The 26215-nt window shown below is 63.5% G+C and carries 29 protein-coding genes; 16 read left to right on the top strand and 13 right to left on the bottom strand.

The window, feature by feature from the left end; genetic code table 11:
• Positions 1-40: 40 nt before the first annotated feature.
• Together aroB and ACFFUC_RS05860 are read right to left on the bottom strand one after the other, a co-directional pair.
• The gene (gene aroB, locus ACFFUC_RS05865; RefSeq protein WP_377684426.1) at positions 41-1147 is read right to left on the bottom strand and encodes a 3-dehydroquinate synthase; all 1107 of its coding nucleotides are present in this window, start codon (positions 1145-1147) and stop codon (positions 41-43) included.
• Positions 1144-1680: a shikimate kinase gene (locus tag ACFFUC_RS05860; protein WP_377684425.1), complete on the bottom strand. Its 537-nt coding sequence runs from the start codon at positions 1678-1680 to the stop codon at positions 1144-1146. The genes aroB and ACFFUC_RS05860 overlap by 4 nt, the downstream gene beginning before the upstream one ends.
• 130 nt (positions 1681-1810) lie before the next feature.
• Here ACFFUC_RS05860 and ACFFUC_RS05855 point away from each other — a divergent pair, with 130 nt between their 5' ends.
• From ACFFUC_RS05855 to ACFFUC_RS05840, 4 genes are read left to right on the top strand one after another with little or no spacing between them, the layout of a single operon-like run.
• Positions 1811-2071 carry a hypothetical protein gene (locus ACFFUC_RS05855; RefSeq protein WP_377684423.1) on the top strand — a complete coding sequence of 87 codons (261 nt, stop codon included), beginning with the start codon at positions 1811-1813 and terminating at the stop codon, positions 2069-2071.
• Positions 2058-3656, top strand: coding sequence for a hypothetical protein (locus ACFFUC_RS05850; RefSeq protein ID WP_377684421.1), 1599 nt, complete (start codon positions 2058-2060; stop codon positions 3654-3656). The genes ACFFUC_RS05855 and ACFFUC_RS05850 overlap by 14 nt, the downstream gene beginning before the upstream one ends.
• Complete coding sequence (locus ACFFUC_RS05845) at positions 3653-4693, top strand: tyrosine recombinase (RefSeq protein WP_377684419.1); 1041 nt, start codon at positions 3653-3655, stop codon at positions 4691-4693. Before ACFFUC_RS05850 ends, ACFFUC_RS05845 begins: the two co-directional genes overlap by 4 nt.
• Positions 4693-6021 (top strand): HlyC/CorC family transporter, encoded by a 1329-nt coding sequence (locus tag ACFFUC_RS05840; protein ID WP_377684417.1) that lies wholly within the window; start codon positions 4693-4695, stop codon positions 6019-6021. Before ACFFUC_RS05845 ends, ACFFUC_RS05840 begins: the two co-directional genes overlap by 1 nt.
• A gap of 20 nt (positions 6022-6041) precedes the next feature.
• Here ACFFUC_RS05840 and ACFFUC_RS05835 read toward each other — a convergent pair whose 3' ends face one another.
• Positions 6042-7532 carry a nucleobase:cation symporter-2 family protein gene (locus ACFFUC_RS05835; RefSeq protein WP_377684415.1) on the bottom strand — a complete coding sequence of 497 codons (1491 nt, stop codon included), beginning with the start codon at positions 7530-7532 and terminating at the stop codon, positions 6042-6044.
• 307 nt (positions 7533-7839) lie between these two features.
• Here ACFFUC_RS05835 and tkt point away from each other — a divergent pair, with 307 nt between their 5' ends.
• From tkt to aat, 6 genes are all read left to right on the top strand, one after another.
• Positions 7840-9864 (top strand): transketolase, encoded by a 2025-nt coding sequence (tkt, locus tag ACFFUC_RS05830; protein WP_377684413.1) that lies wholly within the window; start codon positions 7840-7842, stop codon positions 9862-9864.
• A gap of 119 nt (positions 9865-9983) precedes the next feature.
• A complete protein-coding gene (locus ACFFUC_RS05825) occupies positions 9984-10910 on the top strand; it encodes a DMT family transporter (RefSeq protein ID WP_377684411.1) in 927 nt (308 codons plus the stop codon).
• Positions 10907-11803 carry a lysophospholipid acyltransferase family protein gene (locus tag ACFFUC_RS05820; protein WP_377684410.1) on the top strand — a complete coding sequence of 299 codons (897 nt, stop codon included), beginning with the start codon at positions 10907-10909 and terminating at the stop codon, positions 11801-11803. The genes ACFFUC_RS05825 and ACFFUC_RS05820 overlap by 4 nt, the downstream gene beginning before the upstream one ends.
• 96 nt (positions 11804-11899) lie before the next feature.
• Entirely contained in the window at positions 11900-12427 is a 528-nt protein-coding gene (gene accB / locus ACFFUC_RS05815) for an acetyl-CoA carboxylase biotin carboxyl carrier protein (protein WP_377684408.1), read from the top strand.
• 7 nt (positions 12428-12434) lie between these two features.
• Entirely contained in the window at positions 12435-13787 is a 1353-nt protein-coding gene (gene accC / locus ACFFUC_RS05810; protein WP_377684406.1) for an acetyl-CoA carboxylase biotin carboxylase subunit, read from the top strand.
• A gap of 104 nt (positions 13788-13891) precedes the next feature.
• Positions 13892-14524 carry a leucyl/phenylalanyl-tRNA--protein transferase gene (gene aat / locus ACFFUC_RS05805; protein ID WP_377684405.1) on the top strand — a complete coding sequence of 211 codons (633 nt, stop codon included), beginning with the start codon at positions 13892-13894 and terminating at the stop codon, positions 14522-14524.
• Here aat and ACFFUC_RS05800 read toward each other — a convergent pair.
• The 5 genes from ACFFUC_RS05800 to ACFFUC_RS05780 all read right to left on the bottom strand — a co-directional run bounded on the left by ACFFUC_RS05800 (position 14488) and on the right by ACFFUC_RS05780 (position 18060).
• Positions 14488-14964 (bottom strand): DUF2155 domain-containing protein, encoded by a 477-nt coding sequence (locus tag ACFFUC_RS05800; protein ID WP_377684404.1) that lies wholly within the window; start codon positions 14962-14964, stop codon positions 14488-14490. The genes aat and ACFFUC_RS05800 overlap by 37 nt on opposite strands.
• Complete coding sequence (gene mlaD / locus ACFFUC_RS05795) at positions 14961-15437, bottom strand: outer membrane lipid asymmetry maintenance protein MlaD (protein WP_377684402.1); 477 nt, start codon at positions 15435-15437, stop codon at positions 14961-14963. Before mlaD ends, ACFFUC_RS05800 begins: the two co-directional genes overlap by 4 nt.
• A 3-nt stretch (positions 15438-15440) precedes the next feature.
• Positions 15441-15815, bottom strand: coding sequence for an NADH:ubiquinone oxidoreductase subunit NDUFA12 (locus ACFFUC_RS05790; RefSeq protein ID WP_377684401.1), 375 nt, complete (start codon positions 15813-15815; stop codon positions 15441-15443).
• Positions 15816-15985: 170 nt separating this feature from the next.
• Positions 15986-17254, bottom strand: coding sequence for an ATP-dependent Clp protease ATP-binding subunit ClpX (gene clpX / locus ACFFUC_RS05785; protein WP_377684400.1), 1269 nt, complete (start codon positions 17252-17254; stop codon positions 15986-15988).
• Between the two features lie 176 nt (positions 17255-17430).
• Positions 17431-18060 carry an ATP-dependent Clp protease proteolytic subunit gene (locus ACFFUC_RS05780; RefSeq protein ID WP_377684398.1) on the bottom strand — a complete coding sequence of 210 codons (630 nt, stop codon included), beginning with the start codon at positions 18058-18060 and terminating at the stop codon, positions 17431-17433.
• 196 nt (positions 18061-18256) lie between these two features.
• On the opposite strand from ACFFUC_RS05780, the gene pth reads away from it, so the two are divergent.
• Genes pth through ACFFUC_RS05755 form a run of 5 tightly spaced genes read left to right on the top strand, consistent with a single transcriptional unit; the run spans position 18257 to position 21914 of the window.
• Entirely contained in the window at positions 18257-18997 is a 741-nt protein-coding gene (pth, locus tag ACFFUC_RS05775; protein ID WP_377684397.1) for an aminoacyl-tRNA hydrolase, read from the top strand.
• Positions 18994-20079, top strand: a complete 1086-nt coding sequence (locus ACFFUC_RS05770; RefSeq protein ID WP_377684395.1) for a DUF2332 domain-containing protein — start codon at positions 18994-18996, stop codon at positions 20077-20079. The genes pth and ACFFUC_RS05770 overlap by 4 nt, the downstream gene beginning before the upstream one ends.
• Before the next feature lie 57 nt (positions 20080-20136).
• Positions 20137-20514, top strand: a complete 378-nt coding sequence (locus ACFFUC_RS05765; RefSeq protein WP_377684394.1) for a DUF2237 family protein — start codon at positions 20137-20139, stop codon at positions 20512-20514.
• A gap of 23 nt (positions 20515-20537) precedes the next feature.
• Positions 20538-21212, top strand: a complete 675-nt coding sequence (locus ACFFUC_RS05760; RefSeq protein WP_377684392.1) for a DUF4893 domain-containing protein — start codon at positions 20538-20540, stop codon at positions 21210-21212.
• A gap of 33 nt (positions 21213-21245) precedes the next feature.
• Positions 21246-21914, top strand: a complete 669-nt coding sequence (locus ACFFUC_RS05755; RefSeq protein ID WP_377684390.1) for a cytochrome c biogenesis CcdA family protein — start codon at positions 21246-21248, stop codon at positions 21912-21914.
• A gap of 26 nt (positions 21915-21940) precedes the next feature.
• On the opposite strand, the gene ACFFUC_RS05750 is transcribed toward ACFFUC_RS05755, so the two are convergent.
• Complete coding sequence (locus ACFFUC_RS05750; RefSeq protein WP_377684388.1) at positions 21941-22324, bottom strand: YigZ family protein; 384 nt, start codon at positions 22322-22324, stop codon at positions 21941-21943.
• Positions 22321-22743, bottom strand: a complete 423-nt coding sequence (locus tag ACFFUC_RS05745) for a Fur family transcriptional regulator (RefSeq protein WP_377684386.1) — start codon at positions 22741-22743, stop codon at positions 22321-22323. The genes ACFFUC_RS05750 and ACFFUC_RS05745 overlap by 4 nt, the downstream gene beginning before the upstream one ends.
• A 162-nt stretch (positions 22744-22905) precedes the next feature.
• Between ACFFUC_RS05745 and ACFFUC_RS05740 the strand changes: the two genes are divergently transcribed.
• Positions 22906-23640, top strand: a complete 735-nt coding sequence (locus ACFFUC_RS05740) for a VIT1/CCC1 transporter family protein (protein ID WP_377684384.1) — start codon at positions 22906-22908, stop codon at positions 23638-23640.
• Positions 23641-23661: 21 nt separating this feature from the next.
• Here the strand turns inward: ACFFUC_RS05740 and ACFFUC_RS05735 are convergent, their stop codons facing one another.
• Genes ACFFUC_RS05735 through nikC form a run of 3 tightly spaced genes read right to left on the bottom strand, consistent with a single transcriptional unit; the run spans position 23662 to position 26211 of the window.
• Positions 23662-24414, bottom strand: a complete 753-nt coding sequence (locus ACFFUC_RS05735) for an ABC transporter ATP-binding protein (protein ID WP_377684383.1) — start codon at positions 24412-24414, stop codon at positions 23662-23664.
• 1 nt (position 24415) lies between these two features.
• Entirely contained in the window at positions 24416-25285 is an 870-nt protein-coding gene (locus ACFFUC_RS05730; RefSeq protein WP_377684381.1) for an ABC transporter ATP-binding protein, read from the bottom strand.
• Positions 25282-26211 carry a nickel transporter permease gene (nikC, locus tag ACFFUC_RS05725; RefSeq protein ID WP_377684379.1) on the bottom strand — a complete coding sequence of 310 codons (930 nt, stop codon included), beginning with the start codon at positions 26209-26211 and terminating at the stop codon, positions 25282-25284. The genes ACFFUC_RS05730 and nikC overlap by 4 nt, the downstream gene beginning before the upstream one ends.
• Between the last annotated feature and the right edge of the window lie 4 nt (positions 26212-26215).

Here is a 26215-nt window from a genome sequence, read left to right as displayed (position 1 = left end):
CGGGCTCCGGCCCGCCTTTTTTCTGTCCCGTTGGCCGAGCCTAGCCGCGCGATTCGCGTAACACCGCCCGCAGTTGGTCGAAATCGACCTCGTCGGTGACGAAAGCCTCGCCGATCCCGCGCGCGAGGATAAAGCGCAGCTTGCCGTCCTGCACCTTCTTGTCCTGCCCCATCAGCGCGATCAGCGCCTCGTCATCGGCCAGATCGCCGGGGATATCGGAAATGCGCGAGGGCATGCCCATGGCCGCGAAATGTGCCGCGACCCTTGACGGGGCCTCCTGCGCGCAAAGCCCCATCCGCGCCGAGAGATCGAAGGCCAGCGTACAGCCGATCGCCACGCCCTCGCCATGAAGCAGCCGGTCGGAGTAACCGGTCGCGGATTCCAACGCATGGCCGAAAGTATGGCCGAGGTTCAACAGCGCGCGCTCGCCCTGTTCGGTCTCGTCGCGCTGGACGATCCCCGCCTTCATGGCGACCGAATGGCGCACGGCCTCGGCGCGCAAAGCGGGATCGCGGGCCAGAGCGGGGCCGTTCTTTTCGAGCCAGCGGAAGAAGGATTCATCGCCCAGAAGCCCGTATTTGGCGACCTCGCCATAGCCCGACAGAAAATCGCGCGGCGTCAGCGTGTCGAGCACGTCGATATCTGCGAGAACCAGCGTCGGCTGATGAAAGGCCCCGATCAGGTTCTTGCCCTGCGGGCTGTTGATGCCGGTCTTGCCGCCGACCGAGCTGTCGACCTGCGACAGAAGCGTCGTCGGGATCTGCACGAAGCGCACGCCGCGCCGCAAGATCGCCGAGGCAAAGCCCACCAGATCCCCGATCACGCCGCCGCCGAATGCGATGACGATATCCTTGCGCTCGATCTTCTGGCCCAAGAGCCATTCGACGGTACGCCCCAGATCGGCCCAGTTCTTGGTCGCCTCGCCAGCGGGCAGAACCAGCGCTTCGGCCGTGATCCCTGCCTGCTCAAGCGCGGCCTGAAGGCTTTCCAGATGGAGCGGCGCGACCGTGGCATCGGTCACGATCGCCGCGCGGCGGGCTCCGAAGATCGCGGCAATGCGCGTGCCCGCCTCGTGGATCAGCCCCTGCCCGATTTCGACATCGTAAGAGCGGCTGCCGAGATCGACGTGAACCTTGTCTACAGTCATTTCTTCTCCAGAGCTTCGGGGTATTTGGCGCGGATCGCCTCGATCACGCGGTTCGAGGTCTCGTCGATCGTGTCGTTGCGCTGCGCGAAAACAGTGATATCGGCCTCGGCATAGATCGGGGTTCGCTCGGCCAGAAGTTTCGCGAGTGTACCGTGCGGATCGGCGGTCTGCAAAAGCGGCCGCGTCGGGCGCAGCTTGACGCGGTGCCAGAGCGTCTCGAGATCGGCGGTGAGCCAGACCGAGATCCCGCGCTCGCGGATGGCGTTGCGGTTATGCGGCTGGATCCATGCCCCGCCGCCGGTCGAGACGATGCAGGGCGGCCCCGAGAGGACGCGCGTCAGCACCTCCGATTCGCGGGCACGGAAAAAGGCTTCGCCGTCGCGGGCGAATATTTCGGTGATCGACATGGTTGCCGCACGTTCGATCTCTGCATCGGTATCGACGAAAGGCAGGTGCAGTTTTCGGGATAAATCCGTGCCGATGGCGGTTTTTCCGGCCCCCATCATTCCGATCAGCACGATATTGCGGCGCATTTGCGGTCCTTTGGGCTTTTCGATGAATGGTTTGACTGAATGGCGTGTTCTTTAACGCAATGCCATATATATTCCAGAGCGAGTGGCCACGGCCGGAATGAAATATAAGACTGAGACCGAAGGATTTGGAATGCGGCTTGTTGGACTGATCGTTGTTTTGCTGGTTCTCGCGATTGGCGGGCTCGCAGGATATGCCTATCTGGGCGATATGGAAGCCGCGCCGACCGAAATGCGGGTGCCGGTCGAGCTGGACCTCGGCGCGGGTCAGGCGGCACCGGCCGCACCTGTCGAGGGCGAGGCCGCGACCGGCGAAGCCGAAGCCCCGCAGGCAGAGCAGGCGCCTGTCGAAACGGGCGCAGAGGGCCAAACGCAAGCCAATGACCTGGACTGATCCCAAGATCTGGCTACTGGCGGCAGGATTTGCCGCCCTGACACAGGAGGCGGCCGCGCGCGAGCCGCTTTCGGCAAGCGATTGGCTGTCGGGCAGCGTGCAGGAGCCCGACAACCGCTCGGCATGGCGTCCGGGCGATGCACGCCCCAAAGTCAAAGGCAAGAGCAAGGATCTCGCCCGCACCGGCTCGGTCGAGCCGGTCGGGGTGACGCGTCTGGGAGAAAACAATCCCGATACGATGGGCACGGTCTCGCCGCGCTCGGCAGGGCTTCCGGCCGGATTGTGGGGCGACGGGGAATCGCGGGCACTAGCGGCACAGGTTGCGCGCCAGAGCCCGCATCTGCCCGCTTTGCGGCGCCTGCTGCGGCGGGTGCTGGCCGCACAGCTCGATCCGCCCAAGGCGCCCGATCCCGCAAGCGAGGGCGCGCTGTTTCTGGCCCGTGTCGACAAGCTTCTCGATATGGGGGCAACCCGCGCGGCGCAGGACCTTTTGCTGCGCGCCGGTCCGGGCGATCCCGAACGCTTCCGCCGCCTTTTCGACATTGCGCTATTGTCGGGCAACGAGGCGCAGGCCTGCAAGACGATGGACCTCACACCGGGGATCGCGCCCAGCTTTTCGGCGCGGATCTTCTGTCTGGCGCTTGGCGGCGATTGGGCTGCGGCCTCGCTCGTCCATTACGGCGCGGAGACGCTTGGCCGGATCGACCCCGATACCGCGCGGCTTTTGTCGCATTTCCTTGACGACGGCTATATCGACAGCGCCGAGGTCCTGACCCCGCCCGCAACGGTGACCCCGCTGATCTACCGGCTGCACGAGGCGATCGGCCAGCCCCTGCCCTCCGCCAATCTGCCGCTGGCTTTCGCCTTGTTCGATCTCGACGACAATGGCGGCTGGAAGGCTCAGATCGACGCGGCCGAGCGTCTGGCGCGCGCCGGCGCCATCCCCGCCTCGCAGCTGCGCGAGATCTATCTTTTGCAGGAACCCGCCGCATCGGGCGGGGTTTGGGACCGCGTCAGCGCCTTCCAGACCCTCGAGGAGGCTTTGGCCACGCGCGACCGCGATGCGGTCGAAGGCAGCCTGCCGCAAGCGTTCGACGCGATGCGTCAGGGCGGGCTTTTCTATGCCTTGGCCGATATGGTCGGGGCAGAAACCGCCGCGCTCGCGCCTTCGGGCCGAGCGGGCATGATCGCGATGTGGCTCGCTTTGGCCGCCGATCAGGCCCAGACGATCGAGACAGCTCCTGTGGGTGCCTCGGCCGGCGACCAATGGCTGATCGCATTCGCGACCGGCAAAGCCGTGGGGCCGCCTCCGGTCGAAAGCCGCGAGACGACGGCCCTTCTGGCGGGTGCTTTCACCGGCAAGGCTGGCGAAGGACTGCCCGAACAGGCAAGCCAGCTCATCGCCGCCAATCGTCAGGGCGAGGCTTTGCTCGATGCGGTCGCGGCGGTCGATGCCGGTACCGAAGGTGATTACATCCGCGCGGCGCAGGGCCTGCGGGTTCTGCGTGCGCTCGGACAGGACGACATCGCCCGTCAGGCGGCGGTCGAGCTGATCCTCGGCGCGCGGATGGCGGATCAGGAGTGAGCGAGGCAGGCAAGGCGGGCGCGCAGGCCGCATCGGGTCCCGCGCAGGATTTCCGCCGCATCTCGGCTTTTCTCGATGCGCAAGCCGCCGAGGCGGGTTCGGCGCGCAACACCCTGCTCGCCTATGGGCGCGATCTGCGCGATTTCGCGGATTGGATGGCGGGGCACGGGCTGTCGCTGCAGATCGTCTCGCGCGACGATATCGAAGATTACCTCGGGTTTTGCGACGCACAGGGCCTGTCGCGGGCGACGCGGGCCCGCAGGCTGTCGGCGATCCGCCAAATTACCCGCTTCGCCCAATCCGAAGGCTGGCGCGAGGATGATCCGGCGGTGCGCATCAGCGGTCCGGGCCGCGCGCAACGTCTGCCGCGTACCCTTTCGCGCGACGAGATCAACGCAATGTTCGCGGCCCTGCCGCAGGTCGGTCGCAATCCGGTGGAGCGCGCGCGCAATCTGGCGCTGTTCGAGATGCTCTATGCCACCGGCATGCGGGTCAGCGAACTGGTCGAACTGCCGGTCGCATCCTGTCGCGGCAATCCCGAGCTTTTGCTGATCCGCGGCAAGGGCGGCAAGGAGCGGATGGTGCCGCTCAGCCCGCCTGCCCGCCGCGCTTTGACGGCATGGCTGGAGCAGCGAGACAATGCGGGAGGCGACAGCAGCTTCGGCAAACTGGTCGAGGGACGCGGCGCACGCTGGCTTTTTCCCGCGGCGAGCGCCGAAGGCCATATGACCCGTCAGGCTTTCCACGGGCTGACCGGCCAGATTGCGGCCGCGGCGGGGATTGCGCCCGATCGGGTGTCGCCCCATGTCATCCGCCACGCTTTCGCCACCCATCTGCTCGAAGGCGGGGCCGATCTGCGCGCGATCCAGACCCTTCTGGGCCATGCCGATCTCGGCACAACGGAAATCTACACCCATGTTCTCGATGCGCGGATGCGCGATCTGGTGCTCAACCACCATCCTCTGGCCCGAAAGGGCGCAGATGGCGGGAATGATGCAGATGAGAACGACAAAAAGGACGGCGAAGAGGACGCGTGATGAGTGGCAGCGATGCGGCTTTGGGGGCCGTGACCGGCGCGGGACCGGCGATCTGGTTCGAGCTTGCGGTCATTGCCGCGCTTTTGTTGGTCTCGGCATTTCTCGCCGCTGCCGAAACCGCCTTTCACCTGTGCAGCAAGGCCGGACTCAAGGCCTTGTCCGATCGCGCCGAGCCGAATGCCTCCCTCGCCCTCAGCCTCGCCGAAGAGCGTGATCCGCTGGGTGCGGTCCTGCTGATCCTTGGCGGTCTGGTCAAAATTCTGGCCGTGATTTTCGCAACCGCGCTTTTCGTCGAGCGCTACGGCCGCGCGGGTCCGGTGATTTCGGCGCTGGTGATGACGCTGGTCATCCTCGCGCTGGTCGAGCTGGTGCCGCGCGGGCTGGCACGGCACGCGCCAGAGGCCGTGGCGCGACGTCTGGCACCTGCGGTGGGGCCGCTCTACCGTACTTTCGGTCCTGCCGTTTCCCTTGCGCGCGGCCTGCTCGACAGGGCCTTTTCCCTGCGCGGCACCAGCGCGGCCGCCACGGATGCGAGCTATTCGGCGCAAGACGAGATCGCGGGCGCGCTCGCGCTCGGGCGCTCTGCCGGAACGCTCGAGAAAGAGGACCGCGACCGCCTGATGGGCGCGCTCGATCTGGGGGATCGCTGGGTCGAGGAAATCATGCTCCACCGCTCCAAAATCGAGATGGTCGATGCCGATCTTCCCGCGAACGAGATCCTTGATCTGGTGCTTGCCAGCGCGCATAGCCGCCTGCCGCTTTACCGCGGCGAGCGCGAAAACATTGTCGGCGTCCTTCATGTCAAGGATCTGCTGCGGGCGGTGAACCGGCGGGTCCACAACGGCGGCACGCTGGCCGATGTCGATGTGATGGCGGTGGCGAAGCTGCCCTACTTCATCCCCGAGACCGGCACGCTCGACGAGCAATTGCGCGAATTTCTCAAGCGGCGGCGGCATTTCGCGCTGGTTGTCGACGAATACGGCAGTCTGCGCGGGCTTTTGACGCTCGAGGATATCATCGAGGAAATCGTCGGCGAGATCGCCGATGAATATGATGTCGAGCAGAACCCGACCCTGCGGCCCAATATCTCGGGCGAATATCTGGTTGATGGTGCGATGACGATCCGCGATCTCAATCGCGCGCTCGACTGGCATCTGCCCGACGAGGAGGCCAATACCGTTGCGGGTCTGGTCATCCATATGGCGCAGTCGATCCCGATGCCGGGACAGGTCTTTTCCTTCGAGGGCTTCCGCTTCGAGGTTCTCGGCCGACGCGAGAACCGCATCACGCGGCTCCGCATCAAACCGATCCCGGCGCCCCCGCGTTAACGGAGGCGCCGGAAAGGCGTTTAGTGATCCGCGAGGCTCGCGGCGTGTTTGGCGTCCTCGAGCGAGCCGCCGGTACCGTTGAAGAAAGCGTTCAGCGCGACGGCCGCGATCGTTGCGAGCAGAATGCCCGATTCGATCAGCGGGTGGATCGCATGCGGCATCCATTGTTTGAAGTCCGGCGCGACCAGCGGGATCATCCCGAAGCCGAGCGAGACCGCGACGACGAAGAGGTTGTTGCGGTTGCCCGCGAAATCCACCGTCGACAGGATGCGGATGCCGGTTGCGGCAACCATGCCGAACATGACCAGACCCGCGCCGCCCAGAACTGCGGTCGGCAGGGATTCGACTGCCGCGCCCATCTTGGGGATCAGGCCGAAGATGATCAGGATGACGCCGCCCATGACGCAAATATAGCGCGAGCGCACGCCCGTCACACCGACCAGACCGACGTTCTGGCTGAACGAGGTATAGGGGAAGGTGTTGAACAGGCCGCCGATCACGGTGCCCAGACCATCGGTGCGCAGACCCGCCGAGAGCATCTCGGGCGTGAGGCGCTTGCCGGTCATGTCGCACAGAGCAAGGAACATCCCCGTCGATTCGATCATGACCACGATCATGACGAGCACCATGGTGATGATGGTCACCGGCTCGAAGATCGGCATGCCGAAGTGGAGCGGCTTGATCACGTCGAACCATGCCGCATCAGCGACATGTTCAAAGGTCATCTGACCCAGAACGATGGTCAGAAGCGCACCGATCAACATGCCAAGAAGCACGGCGATATTGGCGACAAAGCCTTTGCCAAAACGCGCGATCAGCAAAATCGCGACCAGAACCACGGCGGCGATCATGACGTTGAGCGGCTTGGCATAGGCCGGGTTGTCGATGCTCGGCGCGACCTTGAGCCCTGCCGGTGCGGCCGGAACCGTACCCTGCGACGCCAAATCGTTGATATGGCTGAGCCATGCGGTGGCCAGCGGGTCGACGGTCTTGGGTGCAGTCGGGCCGACGGGCGTACCGAAGATCCAGTTCACGCCCACCCGCATCAGCGTGACGCCGATCACCAGAATGATCACCCCCGTCACCAGCGGCGGGAAGAATTTGAGCATCCGGCTGATGAAAGGCGCAATCAGCATCGAGATGATCCCTGCCCCGATAATCGCGCCGAAGATGATCCTCGCCCCCTCGGGGCCGGGATTGGCATTGGCCATGGCGACCATCGGGCCGACCGAGGCGAATGTCACGCCCATCATTACCGGCAGTTTGATGCCGAAGTAGCGCGTCATGCCGAAAGACTGGATGATCGTCGCGATCCCGCAGACGAACAGGTCCGCCGAGATCAGAAACGCCACGTCTTCGGGCGATAGTTTCAGCGCCCTTCCGACGATCAGCGGCACCGCCACGGCGCCGGCGTACATCACAAGAACGTGCTGCAGGCCGAGCGTCGTCATTTTCAACGGCGGCAGAATTTCATCGACCGGATGAACGGTCGTCTCACTCCCTTTAGTCATGGTCCCCTCACTCCATGAGACAATTGTCTGACATATCCAATCCCATTCCCAATAATTTTAAGCAATCAGTTTTGCATTTTTGCATAAAGTTATTTTCCGAACGCCTTTCGTCACCCGCATTCGATCCCCCTGCCGCGCCTTGCCGCGCGGAAGTCGCGCCGCAATGCCGGCCCCGACGTTGCGGCTAGATGCGGGAAATCCGGCAATCCGGCCCAAGTTTGTTGCGGTTTCGGCAAGCTTGGGTTGCAACCGGACCCCGCCCTGCCTATCAGGGAGGCGCCGCCACAACTTTCATGGAAATATCGTCATGGACATCGCCCAACGCCGTCTGGCTGACCCGCAGCATTGGCGCCTCGCAACCGCCATTCGCGTCCTCGCAATGGATGCTGTCGAAGCAGCGAACTCGGGGCATCCCGGTATGCCGATGGGCATGGCCGATGTCGCGACGGTTCTGTTTCGCAACCACCTGAAATTCGACGCATCCGCGCCCAACTGGTTCGACCGCGACCGCTTCGTGCTGTCGGCCGGCCACGGCTCGATGCTGATCTATGCACTGCTGCATCTGACCGGCTACGAGCAGATGAGCCTCGAGCAGATCAAGAACTTCCGCCAATGGGGCGCGATCACCGCAGGCCACCCCGAATACGGCCATGTCGAGGGAGTCGAGACCACGACCGGCCCGCTCGGCCAGGGCATTGCCACCTCGGTCGGCATGGCCATTGCCGAAGAGGCGATGCGCGCCCAGTTCGGTGAAGAGCTTTGCCAGCACAAGACCTGGGTCATTGCCGGCGACGGCTGCCTCATGGAGGGCATCAGCCAGGAGGCGATCGGCCTTGCCGGCAACCTCAAGCTCAAGAACCTGATCGTTCTGTGGGACAACAACGACATCACCATCGACGGCCGCGTCTCGCTGTCGGATGCGACCGACCAGCACAAGCGCTTCGAGGCTTCGGGTTGGCGCGTTCTGTCCTGCGACGGCCATGATGCCGCCGATATCGACCGTGCCCTGACCGATGCGGCTTCGGGCAAGGACGACCGTCCGGTTCTGGTTGATTGCAAAACCATCATCGGCTTCGGCGCTCCGAAGAAACAAGACACCTCGGGTGCCCATGGCGCGCCGCTCGGTGCCGAAGAAATCGCTGCTGCCCGCGCCGCTTACGGCTGGGAATACGGCCCCTTCGTCATTCCCGACGATCTGCGCGCGGAATGGAATGCGATCGGTGCGCAGGGATCGGCAGCGCGTGCCGCATGGAACGCCCGCGTCGATGCGATGAACGGCCCTGCCCGCGAGGAATTCGCGCGCCGCGTCTCGGGCGAGATCAGCGAGAAGCTCGCCCCCGCTCTGGCCGCACTGAAAGCGCAGTCGAGCGAGGCAAAGCCGAAAGTCGCGACCCGCAAGGCCAGCGAAATGGTTCTCGAGATCGTCAACGAAGAGCTGCCCGAAACCATGGGCGGTTCGGCCGACCTGACCGGCTCGAACAACACCAAAACCAAGGTGATGGCCAACTTCACCGCCAGCGACCGCAAGGGCCGCTACGTCAACTACGGCATCCGCGAACACGGTATGGCTGCGGCGATGAACGGCATCTACCTGCATGGCGGTTTCCGTCCCTACGGCGGCACCTTCATGAGCTTCACCGATTACGCGCGCGGTGCGATGCGTCTGTCGGCACTGATGGGCGTTCCGGTTGTCTATGTCATGACCCATGACAGCATCGGCCTTGGCGAAGATGGTCCGACCCACCAGCCGGTTGAACATCTTGCCATGCTGCGCTCGACGCCCAACACTTGGGTTTTCCGCCCCTGTGACGTGATCGAGACCGCCGAGGCATGGGAGCTGGCGCTCAATACCGAAAGCACCCCTTCGGTGCTGGCGCTCTCGCGTCAGAACCTGCCGACGCTGCGCGTGACCCATACGGAAGAAAACCTGACCGCACGCGGCGCCTATGTGCTGCGCGAAGCCAGCGCGGAAGCCAAGGTCATCCTGATGGCGACCGGCTCCGAGGTGGAAATCGCGGTTGCGGCGCGTGACGCGCTCGAAGCGCAGGGCGTGCCCACGCGTGTCGTCTCGGTTCCCTCGATGGAGCTCTTCCGCGACCAGCCGGTCGAGTACCGCGCCGAGGTTCTGCCGGCAGGCACCGTCCGTATCGCCATCGAAGCCGCCGTGCGCATGTCGTGGGACTGGCTCCTGCTCGGCGAGCGCGGCAACGAGGCGAAATCGGCCTTTGTCGGCATGACCGGCTTTGGCGCATCCGCTCCGGCACCGGTGCTCTACAAAGAGTTCGGCATCACCGCCGAGGATGTTGTCGCCAAGGCAAAAGACCTGCTCTGATTGCTCGACATTACGCGAAGTCCTTCGCGTAGTACATTGAAGTCATGTTGAAAACACGCCGGACCCTTGGTTTTCAGGGTCCGGCGTCTCTTGTGGAAACGGCGACGAAGGACGGCGAAATGTCCCTGCTCGGGCAAGTGAGATCCCTTCTGGGGCTGGGTCGGGAACCGCAAAATGTCAGCGGCCATTCCGCGCAGACACAGGGCATCATCTTGCTGCTGGTCGCTATTTTCACCTTTACGCTGATGGATGCGACGGCGAAGTTCCTTGCCGGCCGCTACCACCCCGTCCAGATCATCTGGGCCCGCTATTTCACCAATTTCGTGATCGTCGCCGCGGTTCTGGGGCCGGACCTCGGGCGCTCCTTCCGCTCGCAGGTGCCCAAGATCCAGCTGTTGCGCGCACTGTCGCAAATGGGATCGGTCGGCTTTTTCTTTACCGCGCTCGCTTACATCGGTCTGGCCGAGGCGACCGCGATCATGGATTGCAACCCCGTCCTCATCACGTTGGCCGCCGCGGTTTTTCTTGGTGAAAAAATCGGCCCGCGCCGCATCATCGGCATTGTCGTCGCCCTGATCGGGGCGCTGATCATCATCCGCCCGGGTGCCGGAGTCTTTCATCCTGCCGCGATCCTGCCGCTTCTGGGGGCTTTCAGCTATGCGGGCGGGGCGATCCTGACGCGGCTTGCGCGGGTGGATTCGGTCGCAACCTCGGTTCTGTGGACGACGACCTTCGGCGTCGTCACGACCAGCATTCTGCTGCCCTTCTTCTGGCAGCCCGTCGCGACGGGTGATCTCTGGGCCTTTTTGCTGATCGGGGTTTTCGGAACCGTGGCGCAGGCCCTCCTGATTCGCGCTTTCACTTTGGCCGAGGCCGCCGCGGTCGCACCTTTCGGCTATACTGGTTTGATTTGGGCCGGCTTTTGGGGTTGGCTCTTTTGGGGCAGCATCCCTGATCTCTGGACCATCACCGGAGCTATTGTCGTGGTCTCTGCCGGTATCTATGTCTGGACACGAGAAGCTCAGGCCATGAAAAAGGCGACATGACCAACGATTCCGACGATATCGACGAAAAGCCGCCGCTCGCCGACCGCATCGGCAATGCGGCCTTTCTGGGCTTGATGAAATTTGCGGGCTGGCTGCCCTACGAGCGCCGGATTGCGACCGTGGGCTGGGTTTTCTCGCATATTCTCGGGCCCTTGGCGGGATGGCGAAAGCGCATCCGCAGCAATCTGGCGCTGGCCCGCCCCGATCTTTCACCTGAAGAAGTCCGCCATTTGATGCGCGCCGTGCCCAATAATGCCGGCCGCTCGATCGCCGAGATTTATTCGGGCAAAGAATTCACCGACCGCATTCAGGCCTCGGATCCGCTTTACGGCCCGGGCCTGCCCGCGCTGGAGGAGGCCGCGATTTCGGGCCGTCCGGTCATTATCGCCTGCGCCCATTTCGGAAATTACGACGCCTTCCGCGCGGCGCTTCATGCCCGCGGCTGGCCGATCGGCGCGCTTTACCGCCCGATGAACAACGAGGCGTTCAACGAGCATTACATCCCCGCGATGAAGGCGATTGCGGAGCCGCTTTTCCCGCGCGGCCGCTCGGGACTTGCGGCGATGCTGCGCTTTTTGAAAGGCGGCGGCTGGCTGGCTTTGGGGTTCGACCAATATGACGGCAAAGGCGCCGAGCTCGAGTTTTTCGGCCTGCCCACGAAAACCGTTCTGACGCCCGCCGAGCTCGCCTTGCGCTATGATGCGCTGGTCGTGCCTGTCTCGGGGATCCGCCAGCCGGACGGGGTCAGCTTTGCCGTCCTTGTCGGCGAGCCGGTTCCGCATGGCGAGCCCGCTGAAATGATGCAATATCTCAATGATGATCTCGAAGCGCTGATCCGGCTTCATATGGAGCAATGGCTCTGGATCCATCGCCGCTGGAAACGCAGGAACTAAGGTAAATCCCTTTTCCTTGTGGGCGATGACAGTCTATAAGACCGTGACCCGCCGCGCATATAGAACGCGGCTTGAACGAAATTGGCAGAGGACCGCATGAGCAAAGATCACGAACAGAATGAAGTGCACGCTCGCCCGCATGAAGGTGATGTCGCATTCATCCAGTCGCTGGCGGAGTTGTTGAACCGCAGCGAGCTGAGCGAGCTGTCCGTAAAGCGGGAATACGGCGAGAATGATCGTCTGACGGTCAGCCTGTCCAAGCAATCCAAACAGCAGGTCGTGGTGCAATCCGCGGTTGCCGCGCCGCTTGCTGCCGCAGCTGCTCCGGCTGCCGTGCCCGCCGCTGCCGCCGCTGCCGCCGCTCCGGCGAATGCCGATCCGGCCAGCCTGCCGGGCGCCGTGACCTCGCCGATGGTCGGTACCGTCTATCTCGCCCCCGAGCCGGGTGCGACCGCCTTCATCACGATCGGTCAGCCGGTCAAGGAAGGCGATACGCTTCTGATCATCGAAGCGATGAAAACCATGAACCACATTCCCGCGCCCCGCAGCGGTACGGTTCGCCGCATTCTGGTCGATGACGGCACGCCGGTTGAATACGGAACCCCCCTCGTGGTTGTCGAGTGAGGGGCTGATGTTCGATAAGATTCTCATTGCCAACCGCGGCGAGATTGCGCTCCGCGTGATCCGCGCCTGTCGGGAAATGGGCATTGCTTCGGTCGCGGTCCACTCGACCGCCGATACCGATGCCATGCACGTCCGTATGGCCGACGAATCGGTCTGCATCGGCCCGCCACCTTCGGCCGACAGCTATCTGTCGATGCCCGAAATCATCGCGGCCTGCGAAATCACCGGCGCTCAAGCCGTCCATCCGGGCTACGGCTTCCTGTCGGAAAACGCGCATTTCGCGCAGATGCTGGAAGATCACGGCATCACCTTCATCGGCCCTCGCGCCGAGCATATCCGCATCATGGGCGACAAGATCACCGCCAAGGAAACCATGCGCGAGCTGGGCGTTCCTTGCGTTCCCGGCTCGACCGGCGGTGTGGACAGCGTCGAGGATGCGCTCAAGGTTGCCGATGAGATCGGCTATCCGGTGATCATCAAGGCAACTGCCGGTGGCGGTGGCCGCGGCATGAAAGTCGCCGAGAATGCCGACGGGCTCGAGGTTGCGTTCCGCACCGCGCGCTCCGAAGCCAAGGCCGCTTTCGGCAATCCCGACGTCTATATCGAGAAATACCTCCAGACCCCGCGCCATATCGAGATCCAGGTCTTCGGCGACGGCAAGGGTCGTGCGGTCCATCTGGGCGAGCGCGATTGCTCGTTGCAGCGCCGCCACCAGAAGGTGCTCGAGGAAGCGCCGGGACCGGTGATCACGCCCGAACAGCGCGCGCGTATCGGCAAGATCTGCGCCGATGCCTGCGCGAAGATCCAATATGCCGGCGCCGGTACGATCGAATTCCTGTTCGAGCATGGCGAGTTTTACTTCATCGAGATGAACACCCGCCTTCAGGTGGAGCATCCGGTGACCGAGGCGATCTTCGACGTTGATCTGGTCCGCCAGCAAATCCTCGTCGCGGCCGATTATCCGATGGAATTCAAACAAGAAGACCTGAAGATTCGCGGCCATGCGATCGAAGTGCGCCTCAATGCGGAAAAACTGCCGAACTTCTCGCCCTCCCCGGGCCGGATCTCGCAGTATCACGCGCCGGGCGGTCTGGGTGTGCGGGTCGATTCCGCGATCTACGACGGCTACAAGATCCCGCCCTATTACGACAGCCTGATCGGGAAACTGATCGTACATGGCCGCGACCGCGAAGAGGCGCTTGCCCGTCTGTCGCGCGCCTTGGGCGAGCTGATCATCGACGGCGTGGACACGACGACGCCGCTCTTTACCGCGCTGATGCAGGAGCCGGATATCCAGACCGGCAATTACTCGATCCATTGGCTCGAGCAATGGTTGGCGCGCCAGCAGGCCGGCAACTGAAAACGGACGAGCCCGCCGGATTGACCCGACGGGCTCTTTTCTTGACGGCGGCGGATCTTGACGCAGGCGGTTGGCCACGTTTTCGCCGGTAGCTTGGTTTCGACATGTTGACGGCTTCAGAGCTTCTTTCCGCCTATGCGCGCGGTCTTTTCCCGATGGCCGCCGCTGCTGGCGAGGACGAGCTTTACTGGTTCAACCCCGATCCGCGCGGCATTCTTCCTTTGGGCAATCTGCATGCTTCGCGCACGTTGTTGCGCGATTTGCGGCGGGGGGGCTGGTCGGCCCGCCATGCTGACGATTTCGATTCCATCGTTGAAGGCTGCGCTGCCCGCGACGAGACCTGGATCAACGCACCGCTGAAGCGGCTCTACCACGAACTTTACGAGAGCGGCCATGCCCATGCGCTCGAAGTTTTTCATGATGGAAAACGCGCGGGCGGGATCTTTGGCGTGACGCTCGGCGGCGCTTACTTCGGCGAGAGCATGTTTTCGACGCGTACGAGCGGCTCGCGCATGGCGCTTTTGTGGATGGATTGGCTGCTGCGCAAAGGCGGTTACCGCCTTTTCGATACGCAATATCTGACGCCGCATCTCGCGAGTATGGGCGGGCGCGAGATCCCGCGCCAGATCTATCGGCGGATGTTGGTCGGGGCTGTCGCTCTCGATCCCGCGCCGTTAAGCGCCGTCACCCTCGCCGCCGATCAGGAGCTGGTGCAGGAAATCACCCAGACATCGTAGCGCGCATCATCGAGCGCCGAAACTGCCGGAGAGGATGCCAGCATCCAACCCGCAAAAACCGTCTTGTTTGCGGATTGATCGTTGATCGTCAATTCGGCATAGGCATCCGAGCTGGGATCGGCCTGCGGAAAGCGGCATTCGCCAAGCCGGATGTCGAGACGGCCAAAGGTGAAAGCCTCGCCTGTCGCCAGCGTGATATCCTGCGTTTTACCGGTGATTTTATCCAGACCGCGCAGATGCGCACCCTCGGCACGCTGGGTTTTCGCGCCGCGCAATTGGGCTGCGGCGGCAGCCTCGCGCTCGGCAGCAGAAGGTTCGGCAGGCACGGGAAGAAGCGCGGGGTCCTGATATTCCTCTTCGCTTTCGCCTTCGGCCTCTTGCGCGAAAGCAGGCAGAGCGAGCCCCGCCGACAGGATCAGGGCAAGCATCCAGCGGGTCATGGTGTTTCGTCCTTGGCAGAAGATTGGGAATCGACGAATTTCATCATCAGGGTGATCAGGCTGACGGCGCCCTGCACATCTTCGATTTCGTCGCCGGGGGCAAGATTGTCCGCCGCCCCGCCCGGTTGAAGCTCGATATAGGAGCCGCCCAACAGGCCGTCCGACTGGATCAGCGCCGCCGTATCGGAGGGAAGCTGGATCGCCTGTGGAATGCTGAAGCTCGCTTCGGCAAGAAAGCTCTCCGGATTGAGCTGGACCGCGCTGACCCGACCGACCTTGACGCCGCCGATGCGGATATCGGTGCCGGGCTCGATCCCGTCTACGTTGGGGAAGGCTGCGCGCAGCTCGTAGCTCTTGCCCAAACGCGTGGTCAAGGCGCTACTTCCGGAAAACGACCAGGCAAGAAAGCCCGCGGCAACCGCGATTACGGCCGATCCGACCCAGAATTCGGCCCGTTCGGCAGCGCTCGTCATTGCTTATTCCGGCTGCCAGGCATCGTAATCTTGACGCGGCGCGGGGGAGGCATTGTACAGCGAGCCCGCCGGACGATAGGCATCGACCGAGCCGGAAACATTGGCTTTATGCGGCAATTCCCACGACTTGCGGCGCAAAGGATCAGAGGTCGGCGGCTCGTCATAGGTGTGGTGCAGCCAGCCGTGCCAATCGGGGCCGATGCGGCTTGCTTCGGATTCGCCGTTGAAAATCACCCAGCGCCGTTTACCGCCACCCGATTGGTAGAAGATATTACCCTGATCATCCTCTCCGACTTTTTCGCCGTAAAGGGCAGTCCAGACCTGAGTGTTCAGGGTCTGGCCTTTCCACCAAGTCGTCACGCGAGAGATCAGGGACATAATCGAGCCTTCCTCAGTAATTCGAAACGGGTATCGCAAATCCGCGCACACAGGTCCAGAGGGCTTGAGCGCGCGCTTGCTCATTTGCCGAATTGCCTAATAATGATCGGCAAAGGAAAAGCCGCAGCAAGGTCGAACTTGCTGCGGCTTGCGGATTTCAGGCCGAGAGATCAACCGGCCGAAGCAGCGGTTTCCTTCTTGGGATCGGCATGGATCAGAAGCGGTTTGGCCGAAGCATTTTCGACCGCTTCCTCATTCACGACCACCTCGGAAACACTGTCAAGACCCGGAAGGTCGAACATCGTATCGAGCAGGATGTCTTCCATGATCGAACGCAGGCCGCGCGCGCCGGTTTTGCGCTTGATGGCGCGGCGGGCGATTGCGGTCAAGGCATCGTCGGTGAAGGTCAGTTTGACATTTTCGAGGTCGAAAAGGCGCTGATACTGCTTGACCAAAGCGTTTTTCGGCTGGGTCAGAATGATCATCAGGGCTTCTTCATCGAGATCGCCAAGCGTCGCGATCACCGGCAGGCGGCCGACAAATTCGGGGATGAGGCCGAATTTCAGCAGATCCTCGGGCTCGAGCTGTTTGAAGAGTTCGCCCACGCCGCGATCGTCATTTTCCTTGACGGAAGCGCCGAAGCCGATCGCCGTGCCCTTGTTGCGCTGCGCGATGATCCGGTCGAGGCCCGCGAAAGCGCCGCCGCAGATGAAGAGGATATTGGTCGTGTCGACCTGCAGGAATTCCTGCTGCGGATGCTTGCGGCCCCCTTGCGGCGGAACGCTGGCAACCGTGCCCTCCATGATCTTCAGAAGCGCTTGCTGCACGCCCTCGCCCGAAACGTCGCGGGTGATCGAGGGATTGTCCGATTTGCGCGTGATCTTGTCGACCTCGTCGATATAGACGATGCCGCGCTGCGCACGTTCGACGTTGTATTCGCTCGCCTGAAGCAGTTTCAGGATGATGTTTTCGACATCTTCGCCGACATAGCCGGCCTCGGTCAGCGTGGTCGCATCGGCCATGGTGAAGGGCACGTCGAGGATGCGCGCCAGCGTCTGCGCCAGCAGCGTCTTGCCGGTACCGGTCGGGCCGATCAGCAGGATGTTCGACTTCGCGAGTTCGATATCCGATTTCGAGCTGTGGTTCAGGCGCTTGTAGTGGTTGTGAACCGCCACCGAGAGCACGCGTTTGGCATGCTCCTGCCCGATCACGTAATCATCAAGCACACCGCAAATCTCGCGCGGGGTCGGCACGCCGTCGCCCGATTTGAGCGCCGAGGATTTCGTCTCCTCGCGGATGATATCCATGCACAACTCGACGCATTCGTCGCAGATGAACACGGTCGGGCCGGCGATAAGTTTGCGGACCTCGTGCTGGCTCTTGCCGCAAAAGCTGCAGTAGAGCGTGTTTTTGCTGTCGCCGCCGGGCTGGTTCGCCATCGTTCAGTTCCTTGCTCCTAAGCCGGAAATGCCAGTCACTGCACATTTCCGGGTCGCGCCGCGACTGGGCGGCCAATGCCGCCCGAGCCTTTGGTTTTCATGTTAGGGATGGCGCCGAGCGGTCACAATCCCCAAAAAAAGTTCTTGGCTAAAGCGGCCGGCCCAAAGGGCACCGATCAGCTGTTCGGGTCTGCCTTGCCGCGCGGGACCATGACCTCGTCGATCAGACCCCAATCTTTGGCCTCTTGCGGCGACAGGAAGCGGTCACGTTCGAGCGCTTCCTCGACTTCGGCGAGGCTGCGGCCGGTGTGTTCGACATAAATCTCGTTCAGGCGGCGCTTGAGCTTTTCGGTCTCGCGCGCATGGATGAGAATGTCGGTTGCCTGACCCTGGAAGCCGCCCGAGGGCTGGTGGACCATGACGCGGCTGTTGGGAAGCGAATAACGCATGCCCTTTTCACCGGCGCACAGCAGCAGCGAGCCCATCGAGGCCGCCTGCCCCACCACCAGCGTCGAGACGCGCGGGCGGATGTATTGCATCGTGTCGTAGATCGACAGACCCGAGGTCACGACACCGCCGGGGCTGTTGATGTACATGCTGATGTCCTTGGTCGGGTTCTCCGCTTCCAGAAACAGCAATTGCGCACAGATCAGCGTCGACATTCCGTCATGGACAGGGCCCGAGACGAAAATGATCCGCTCTTTGAGCAGGCGCGAGAAGATATCATAGGCGCGTTCGCCCCGGCTGGTCTGTTCGACAACCATGGGAACGAGCGTGTTCATATAGAATTCTGCCGGATCTTGCATGTATTTCCCTGCCTGTGGTCTCTGCCCGCTTCCGTTTCTTCCATGCGTTTCGTTGCAAATCATGCCCCGAAGCTTGTGTCATAAACGGCAAAGCTTGACAGAGTCTTAGTAACGCCCCGCCCCGAGGGCAAGAGACGGATAAAAATTGCCCCTTCTGGACTAGGACGTTATCTAGGCACGCTTAGGAGGCTCGACAATGCTGCTTATCGTTGGTTTGGGGAATCCCGGCGCAAAATATGCCGGAAACCGTCACAATATCGGATTTCTGGCGCTGGACCGCATCGCGTCGGACCATGGGTTTTCGCCTTGGCGGAGCCGATTTCAGGGCGAGACCGCCGAAGGACGGTTGGGAAACGAGCGGGTTATCCTGCTCAAACCCTCAACTTTTATGAATCTGTCCGGCCAATCGGTCGGCGAGGCGATGCGTTATCTCAACCTCGAGCCTGCCGATGTGATCGTGCTGCATGACGAGCTTGATCTTCCGCCGGGCAAAGTGCGGCTCAAAACCGGCGGCGGCCATGCCGGTCATAACGGCCTGCGCTCGATCCATCAGCATATCGGCGAGGATTATCGCCGCATCCGCATCGGCATCGGCCATCCCGGCCACAAGGACCGCGTGGCGGGCTATGTTTTGGCCGACTTCGCCAAAGCGGAGGCCGATCTGGTCGAGGATGTCCTGCGCGGGATTTCGGACGGGGCGGCGGCGCTCGCACAGGGCGAGGATGCGCGTTTTCTCAATGCCGTCTCCGCGCGGGTCGCTCCGGCGCGCAATTCGGGCAGCCAGCGCCCCGAGGGACAGGCGCAATCCAGCAGGTCCGGCGAAAAGCCCGCGCCCGAGGCCGGCAAAGCCGCAACGCCTCCGGTCTTTCCGCCCGCCGATGCGCCGGTGCCTTCGGCCATGGACAAGCTTCGCGCTTTGGCGGAGCGCTTCAAATGAGCGCGCGCCTGACGCCGGACGAGGTCTTTCGCGCGGCCTGTCTGGATCAGGCGCAAAGCTGCCGCCACCTCGGCTCGCCGCTGACCGCGGAAATTTTGACCTTGTTTGCGTCCCGCCTCTCTGCCGATGACGGAGCGGTTGCGGCGCGGCTTTTGGACTGGTCCGGCGATCCGGGAAGCAAGCGCGACGCTTTGGCGCTGCGCCTTGCCGGAGCTTTGCGCGCCATCGCCCTCGAGCACCATGATCCCGCGCTCGAGGACGCCTATGAGGCACGCCGGTTCGACTGGCCCCTGCTCGCAGGCGTTTTGGCGCGGCACGAGGCACGCATTCTCGACTGGCTCGAGCGTGCGCCCCAAACCAACGAGGTCGGCCGCTCTGCCGTGCTGATCGCGGGGGCACGGTTTCTGGGTGACCTGACCGGTGGTACACATGCTTTGTCGGTGTTGGAATTGGGCTGTTCGGCCGGATTGAACCTAAACTTTAATCGATATACGATTGAAGTTAATCAAGAATATCTTGGAGACCCCGATGCGGGGCTGATCCTTCGGCCCGAATGGCGGGGGAATGCTCTGCCTTCGGGACGGATGCCGCGCGTCGCACATGCGCGGGGTGTCGATCTCGCGCCGCTCGATCCGGTTGCCGACCGGCTTCGGCTTTTGGCCTATGTCTGGGCCGATCAACCCGAGCGAATCGCGCGGCTCGAGGCGGCGCTTGATCTGGCCAAGAGCCATCCTCCGCAGGTCGATCGCGACGACGCGGCTTTCTGGCTGGAAAGCCGGCTGTCCGAAGCCCCCTTGCAGCGAGGGCAAACCACCTTGGTCATCCATACCATCGCCTGGCAGTATTTTCCGCCCGCGGTGCAGGCGCGCTGCATGGCCGCACTCGAGGCCGCAGGGCAAAGGGCGGGTCGCGAAAATCCGCTTGCCCGCCTTTCGCTCGAGGCCGATCCGGCCGGAAGCGGCCGGCCGGGGGCTGCAATGCGGCTGGAGCTGTGGCAGGGTGAGGGCCGAAACGAATGGAGCCTCGGGCGGGCCGATTTTCACGGGCGCTGGATCGACTGGCGGCCGGAGCGGTTGTCCTAGTCCGGTCCGAGCGGCCGGCCCCGGGTTTGCGCAGCTCCGCAGCGGAGGGATAGGGCGATGACAGATGTGCTGAACGTTCTGGGGACCAAGCTCGAGCCGTGCTCGATGGACCCGCTGACCGGCTTTTATCGCGACGGCTGTTGCAACACCGGCCCCGAGGATCGCGGCAGCCACACGGTTTGCGTCACCGTGACCGCCGAATTTCTCGCCATGTCGAAATATCTGGGCAACGATCTCTCGACGCCGCGGCCCGAGTTCCGTTTTCCGGGGTTGAAGCCGGGGGATCGCTGGTGTCTTTGTGCGGCACGCTTTCTGGAAGCCGCGCAGGAATTCGCAGCGCCGACCGTCGTGCTGGAATCGACACATTCCCGCGCGCTCGAACTGGTCCCGCTTGCCCTGCTTCGTGCCCATTCCCGCAGCGTGAAAGAAGAATAAACGAACGTAACGAGGGTGAGTTGATGTATCGAGTTTTGACGGCCGGCTGTGCTTTGGCCCTTGGTTTCACGCTGTCCGGTTTTGCGGGCCTTTCTGTCGAGGCGGCCCCCGGTGCCGCGCCGCAATCCGATGCCCCGAAATTCGAGACCCTGCGCGACGGAACCCCGATCCGTGCCGATGATGCCGAACGGCTGGACGCGCTCGATCTGACCTATGGCGAGGCGCTGCGTCAGGCGCTGAACGAAGGTAATGACGAGACGATCTTCGCCATTGTCGCCGCCCTGCGCGGGCGGCCCCAGACGGTGGACGACGGCGCCTTGGCCGGATTGGTGGGCGAGTGGAAATGCAATATGACCAAGATCGGCGGCGTCACGCCCGGCGTGATCTATCCGCCCTATCGCTGCGAAATCCGTGTCGAGGGCGACGCTCTGGTCTTCGAAAAGCAGACCGGCTCGCAACTGACGCGCGGGACCTTGCACCGTGACGGCGACCGGATCGTCTATCTCGGAACCGATTACATCCGCGGCAGCACCCCGCCCGCCTACGAGGATCTGCCCTCGCGGATCGACCCGAAATCGCTCGAGCAATTCTTCCCCGACGCCGGCCTTTTGGAGGTGACCGGCCCGCGTCAGGCACGGATCGTTTTGCCCAAGCCCTATGTCGAATCCGAGCTGAATGTGCTTCAACTCGCGCGCTAGGCGGCGATCTCTGCCTGCGAGGGGGCGCACGCGATGACGCCGGCGTTCGCCGGTCTCCTTGCGTTTTTCTCGCCTTGCATCCTGCCGGTTCTGCCCTTCGCCTTGTGCTGGTTCGGGGCGCGCGGATTGGCGCAAGGGCGCGGCGCGGCCCCGTTTTTGTCTGCGGTTTTTGCTTTCTCGCTCGGGATTGCGCTCGCCTTTCTCCAGATCGGGCTGGGACGCAGCGGCTTCGGCCAGATGCTATTGTCGGCGCGACCGGGCCTGACCGCGCTTGCGGCGCTTTGGCTCGGGGTGTGGGGCGCATGTTATGCCTTTCCGTCCCGCCCGCCCCGCCTGCTCACGGGAAAGACGGCGGCTTTTGCAAGCGGTCTGGCCTTCGGCATGGGGCTGATCCCCTGTATCGGTCCCGCGCTTTCCGCCATTTTGCGGCTGACCGCGCACAGCGAGCGGGCCTTGCAGCTTCAGGGCATCGCCGCGCTGATTGTCTATGCGCTGGCGATGGCGCTGCCTTTCATGCCGATCGCGCTGCTCTGGCTTGGGCTTTTGCGCAAAATCGCCCCGTCGCCCCGTCGCGCGGCACTTTTGCGGGGCGGCTTTGGCCTCGGCGTGGCGGCTTTCGCCTTGCTGCTCGCAACCGATCGCATTCCGCTGATCGCGGAATGGCTGGTCGGGCTGTCGGATTGGAGCTGGGTTCTGCTCTGAAGGGGCGCGGTTGCGGCGGTTTGCGGTCAGCCCTTGCCGATCTCGGCAAGATAGTGGCGAACGGCATCGGCGACATGGCGGAAGCGGTCGCCGCCGAGATGCTTGCCGCCATACCAGCGCGTCACGATCACGATATGATCGGCCAGCCCTGCCCGTTCGAGCATCTGCAGGATCAGTGCGCCGGCACCGGATTCTCCGTCGTCATCCTTGAGTGCCTCGCCGCCCAGAATGCCCGCCCATGAATGATGCGTGGCCTTGGCGAAGCGCTTGTTGGCGCAAAGCTCGCCCAGAAGGGCCGCGACTTCGGCGCGGCTTTTCGCCGGACCGCCCGAAACCGCATAGCGCGATCCGCGATCCGAGATGATCTTGTCGTAGACGCGCAGCCCCGAGGCGCTCGCGGCCTCGCTCACGGCAGTTTCCTGACATAAAGTTCCAGCCGGTGGCGCAGGATCTCGTAACCCATTTCGGCGGCGATCTCGGCCTGAAGCTTTTCGATCCGCTCGTTGAAGAATTCCACGACCTGTCCGGTTTCGACGTCGATCATATGGTCGTGGTGGCGCTGGTCGGCCGGCTCGTAACGCGCGGGCTCCCCGACGAATTCGACCTTGTGGATCAGACCTTGCGCCTCGAGCTCGGCCAAGGTGCGGTAGACCGTCGCGAGCGAGACACCTGCCCCCGCAGCCGTCGCCCGCGCATGGAGCGCGGTGGCATCGGGGTGGTCGTCGGTGTCGGCCAGAATGCGCAAAAGCGCGGCCCGCTGGCGGGTGATCCTTATGCCGCTCCGGCGCAAGGCTTCTTCGTAACTCTGGGCGCGATCTTCGATGATCATGACCCTGATTGCCCCAGTTGCAAGGTCATTGCAACTGGCAAGGCGGCCCCGGCGCCGCATGCCCTTGCGTTGATTTGGCGGCCAGCCTGCCATGCGCGCAATGCCCTGTTCATCGCGCGGGATCCCGTTATGCTTTGTGCGCAAAGTACCGGAGGGCCCAACATGTCGCTCAATCCCGCATCCGACCAGAAAGCCGACGAGGCCAGCGCCCACCCTGATGATCCGCACTTCGTGGGCAGGCTCGGTTGGCTGCGCGCGGCGGTGCTGGGCGCCAATGACGGCATCGTCTCGACCGGCGCGCTTATCATGGGGGTGGCGGCCGCCGATCCCGGCCCGCAGGCGATCCTGATTGCGGGGGTTGCGGGTCTGACCGCGGGAGCCTTGTCGATGGCTGCGGGAGAATATGTCTCGGTCAGCTCGCAGGCCGATACCGAGGCCGCCGATATCGAGCGCGAGCGTCTCGCGCTCGAACAATCGCCCCATGACGAGCTGCGCGAGCTGGCCGAGATCTACGAGAGCCGCGGCATGACGCGCGAAACAGCGTGGAAGGCCGCCGCCGAGGTCTCGCAACATGATGCGCTCGCCGCCCATATCCGCGACGAGATCGGACTGACCGAAGCATCCGCCGCCAATCCGCTGCAGGCGGCGGTGACCTCTGCGGTGACCTTCAGCCTTGGCGCGGCGGTGCCGCTTTTGGCCGCGATTGTCGCGCCGGTGTCGATGGTGATGGTCTTCGTGATGGTTTCCACGCTGATCGCTTTGGCGCTTCTGGGCGGGATCGGCGCGAAGGCGGGCGGCGCGCCTTTGGTGCCCGCCGTGACGCGGGTCGCGATCTGGGGGATGATCGCGCTCGGGATCACCGCAGGCGTCGGCCGCCTCTTTGGTGTGGCGGCCTGAGGGTGCGGCTGCGCGCAGGCCTCAGGCCCGCGCGTAACCCATGCTTGCACGGATCAGGTTGCGCGCGTAATCGCTTTGCGCAGACCCCGACCGCAGGGTCGCGGCATCCATGACCTCGACCAGCTCTCCTCCCCGCATCACCGCCAGCCGGTCGCACATATGGCTGACCACCGCGAGGTCGTGGCTGACCATGACGAAGGTCAGCCCGTGTTCGCGGCGCAGATCGCCAAGCAGGTTCAAGATCTCGGCCTGAACCGAGACATCAAGCGCCGAGGTCGGCTCGTCGAGCAGCAAAAGCCGCGGTTTCGCGGCCAAAGCGCGGGCGATGGCGACACGCTGGCGCTGTCCGCCCGAAAGCTGGTGCGGATAGCGGAAGCGGAACCCCTGCCCCAGACCGACCGCCTCGAGAAGCTCGTTGATGCGTTTGTCGACGTTCTTTTCGCCCTGCAAATGCAGTGTTTCCGACAAAACGCCGTCGACGGAATGGCGCGGATGGAGGCTGGCATAAGGGTCCTGAAAGACCATCTGCACGGTCTTGTAGAAGGACCGGCTGCGTTTGCCCCCCGAAAGCGCCTCGCCCTCGATGGTGACGCGGCCCGACCATGTCGGCGCGAGGCCGGTGATTGCGCGCAGGATCGTGGATTTGCCCGAGCCGCTTTCGCCGACAAGGCCGAAGCTTTCGCCTTGCGCGACGGCAAAGCTCACGCCCTTGACCGCATCGACGCGTTGCGGGGCCTGGCCGAACCAGACGTCGAGATTGTCTACTGTCAGCATGTCACAGCCCGCCCGGCGCAGAAGTCATGATTTCCTCGTCGCGCCAGCTTTGTTGGCGTTCGAGAACCGAGAGCCGCTCGACCGGATGGTCGAGACGCGGCAGGCTGTTCAGCAGCCCTTGGGTATAGGGATGGCGGGCGTTGTGCAGCTCGCTGGCCTTGAGGCTTTCGACGACGCGACCCGCATACATGATCAGTACACGGTCACAAAATTGCGACACCAGATTGAGGTCGTGGCTGATGAAAATCAGCCCCATGCCGCGATCGCGCACCAGCCGGTCCATGATGTTGAGGACTTCGGCGCGAACCGAGACGTCAAGCGCCGAGGTCGGCTCGTCCGCGATCAGGATCTCGGGGTTCGGCGCCAGCATCATGGCGATCATGATGCGCTGTCCCATGCCACCGGACACTTCATGCGGATAGGCGTCGAACACGCGCTCGGGGTCGCGGATCTGTACGGCGGCCAGCATTTCGAGCGCTTTGGCGCGGGCCTCGGCGCGGCTGGCCTTGGTGTTCTGGCGGAAGCTCTCGACGATCTGCGCGCCGATGGTCATCACCGGATTGAGGCTGAATTTCGGATCCTGCATGACCATGCTGATCTTGCTGCCGCGGATCTTGCGCATCTCGCGCGGGGGCAGGTTCAGGATCGAGCGGCCGTTCAGCTCCATCCGGCTGGCGCTGACCTTGCCGGGCGCACGCACCAGACCGAGGATCGAGCGGCCGGTCATCGACTTGCCCGAGCCGCTCTCGCCCACGACGCCCAAACGCTCGCGGCCGAGATCGAAACTGATGCCGCGCACGGCCTCGAAAACGCCCTGACGGGTCGGAAAGCTGACGCGCAGGTCGCGGATCGACAAAAGCGGCTCGCTCATTCCTTGTCTCCTTTCGGATCAAGCACGTCGCGCAAACCGTCGCCGAGCAGGTTGAAGGCAAGGCTCACGACAAAGATCGCGAGGCCGGGCATGGCGGCGACCCACCAGAAGTCCATGATATAGGTCCGCCCGTCCGAGATCATCGCACCCCATTCCGCAAGCGGCGGCTGTGCGCCGAGGCCGAGAAAGCCCAGACCCGCTGCCGAAAGGATGATCCCCGCCATATCGAGCGCCACCCTCACGATCAGCGAGGAGACGCAGAGCGGCCAGATGTGGTGGATCAACAGCCGCGTGGGCCCCGCCCCCTGAAGCCGCGCGGCGGCGATGAAATCGGCACGCCGGATCGAGAGCGTCTCGGCGCGGGCAAGGCGCGCATAGGCGGGCCAGGCGGTCAAGGCGAGCGCGAGGACCGCATTGCCGATCCCCGGCCCCAAGGCGGCGACGAAAGCCAAGGCGAGGATCAGCTTGGGGAATGCGAGGAAAATATCGGTGATCCGCATCAGCACCTGATCGACCCAGCCGCCGGCAAAGCCCGCAATGGTGCCGATCAAAAGCCCGAGGATCGGCGCGATGAGCGCGACCGTACCCACGATGAAAAGCGTGGTGCGCGAGCCCCAGATCAGGCGCGAGAGGATATCGCGGCCCATCGAATCCGTCCCCAGCCAATGCGCGGCCGAGGGCGGCTTGAGCCGGTTCGGCAGGCTTTGCGCATAGGGATCATAGGGTGAAAGCAGTGGCGCAAAAATCGCAGTGAGCACCAGCAGGACCAGAATGATCAGGCCGAGCATCGCCAGCTTGTTGCGGCGAAACACCACCCAACCCTGATAGAAGGCGCCCCAGCGGGCCTGCCTGCGGGTCGAGGGGGTCTCGGACAGCAGCCAGTCGCGCAACGAGGGTTCGGGGGCGGTCGAGGTTTTGTCGGTCATGGTC

It is taken from the genome of Paracoccus cavernae, assembly GCF_042430175.1.
Classification (GTDB): Bacteria; Pseudomonadota; Alphaproteobacteria; order Rhodobacterales; family Rhodobacteraceae; genus Paracoccus; species Paracoccus cavernae.
Note: the sequence above shows the minus strand (reverse complement) of the source record. Positions and strands in the feature narration are given on the sequence as shown.

What these genes read in the sequence shown, in the direction of transcription:
- aroB (WP_377684426.1), bottom strand. Translation starts at nt 1,147, where the DNA reads ATGACTGTAGACAAGGTTCACGTCGATCTCGGCAGCCGCTCTTACGAT.
- ACFFUC_RS05860 (WP_377684425.1), bottom strand. Translation starts at nt 1,680, where the DNA reads ATGCGCCGCAATATCGTGCTGATCGGAATGATGGGGGCCGGAAAAACC.
- ACFFUC_RS05855 (WP_377684423.1), top strand. Translation starts at nt 1,811, where the DNA reads ATGCGGCTTGTTGGACTGATCGTTGTTTTGCTGGTTCTCGCGATTGGC.
- ACFFUC_RS05850 (WP_377684421.1), top strand. Translation starts at nt 2,058, where the DNA reads ATGACCTGGACTGATCCCAAGATCTGGCTACTGGCGGCAGGATTTGCC.
- ACFFUC_RS05840 (WP_377684417.1), top strand. Translation starts at nt 4,693, where the DNA reads ATGAGTGGCAGCGATGCGGCTTTGGGGGCCGTGACCGGCGCGGGACCG.
- ACFFUC_RS05835 (WP_377684415.1), bottom strand. Translation starts at nt 7,532, where the DNA reads ATGACTAAAGGGAGTGAGACGACCGTTCATCCGGTCGATGAAATTCTG.
- tkt (WP_377684413.1), top strand. Translation starts at nt 7,840, where the DNA reads ATGGACATCGCCCAACGCCGTCTGGCTGACCCGCAGCATTGGCGCCTC.
- ACFFUC_RS05825 (WP_377684411.1), top strand. Translation starts at nt 9,984, where the DNA reads ATGTCCCTGCTCGGGCAAGTGAGATCCCTTCTGGGGCTGGGTCGGGAA.
- ACFFUC_RS05820 (WP_377684410.1), top strand. Translation starts at nt 10,907, where the DNA reads ATGACCAACGATTCCGACGATATCGACGAAAAGCCGCCGCTCGCCGAC.
- accB (WP_377684408.1), top strand. Translation starts at nt 11,900, where the DNA reads ATGAGCAAAGATCACGAACAGAATGAAGTGCACGCTCGCCCGCATGAA.
- accC (WP_377684406.1), top strand. Translation starts at nt 12,435, where the DNA reads ATGTTCGATAAGATTCTCATTGCCAACCGCGGCGAGATTGCGCTCCGC.
- aat (WP_377684405.1), top strand. Translation starts at nt 13,892, where the DNA reads ATGTTGACGGCTTCAGAGCTTCTTTCCGCCTATGCGCGCGGTCTTTTC.
- ACFFUC_RS05800 (WP_377684404.1), bottom strand. Translation starts at nt 14,964, where the DNA reads ATGACCCGCTGGATGCTTGCCCTGATCCTGTCGGCGGGGCTCGCTCTG.
- mlaD (WP_377684402.1), bottom strand. Translation starts at nt 15,437, where the DNA reads ATGACGAGCGCTGCCGAACGGGCCGAATTCTGGGTCGGATCGGCCGTA.
- ACFFUC_RS05790 (WP_377684401.1), bottom strand. Translation starts at nt 15,815, where the DNA reads ATGTCCCTGATCTCTCGCGTGACGACTTGGTGGAAAGGCCAGACCCTG.
- clpX (WP_377684400.1), bottom strand. Translation starts at nt 17,254, where the DNA reads ATGGCGAACCAGCCCGGCGGCGACAGCAAAAACACGCTCTACTGCAGC.
- ACFFUC_RS05780 (WP_377684398.1), bottom strand. Translation starts at nt 18,060, where the DNA reads ATGCAAGATCCGGCAGAATTCTATATGAACACGCTCGTTCCCATGGTT.
- pth (WP_377684397.1), top strand. Translation starts at nt 18,257, where the DNA reads ATGCTGCTTATCGTTGGTTTGGGGAATCCCGGCGCAAAATATGCCGGA.
- ACFFUC_RS05770 (WP_377684395.1), top strand. Translation starts at nt 18,994, where the DNA reads ATGAGCGCGCGCCTGACGCCGGACGAGGTCTTTCGCGCGGCCTGTCTG.
- ACFFUC_RS05765 (WP_377684394.1), top strand. Translation starts at nt 20,137, where the DNA reads ATGACAGATGTGCTGAACGTTCTGGGGACCAAGCTCGAGCCGTGCTCG.
- ACFFUC_RS05760 (WP_377684392.1), top strand. Translation starts at nt 20,538, where the DNA reads ATGTATCGAGTTTTGACGGCCGGCTGTGCTTTGGCCCTTGGTTTCACG.
- ACFFUC_RS05755 (WP_377684390.1), top strand. Translation starts at nt 21,246, where the DNA reads ATGACGCCGGCGTTCGCCGGTCTCCTTGCGTTTTTCTCGCCTTGCATC.
- ACFFUC_RS05745 (WP_377684386.1), bottom strand. Translation starts at nt 22,743, where the DNA reads ATGATCATCGAAGATCGCGCCCAGAGTTACGAAGAAGCCTTGCGCCGG.
- ACFFUC_RS05740 (WP_377684384.1), top strand. Translation starts at nt 22,906, where the DNA reads ATGTCGCTCAATCCCGCATCCGACCAGAAAGCCGACGAGGCCAGCGCC.
- ACFFUC_RS05735 (WP_377684383.1), bottom strand. Translation starts at nt 24,414, where the DNA reads ATGCTGACAGTAGACAATCTCGACGTCTGGTTCGGCCAGGCCCCGCAA.
- ACFFUC_RS05730 (WP_377684381.1), bottom strand. Translation starts at nt 25,285, where the DNA reads ATGAGCGAGCCGCTTTTGTCGATCCGCGACCTGCGCGTCAGCTTTCCG.
- nikC (WP_377684379.1), bottom strand. Translation starts at nt 26,211, where the DNA reads ATGACCGACAAAACCTCGACCGCCCCCGAACCCTCGTTGCGCGACTGG.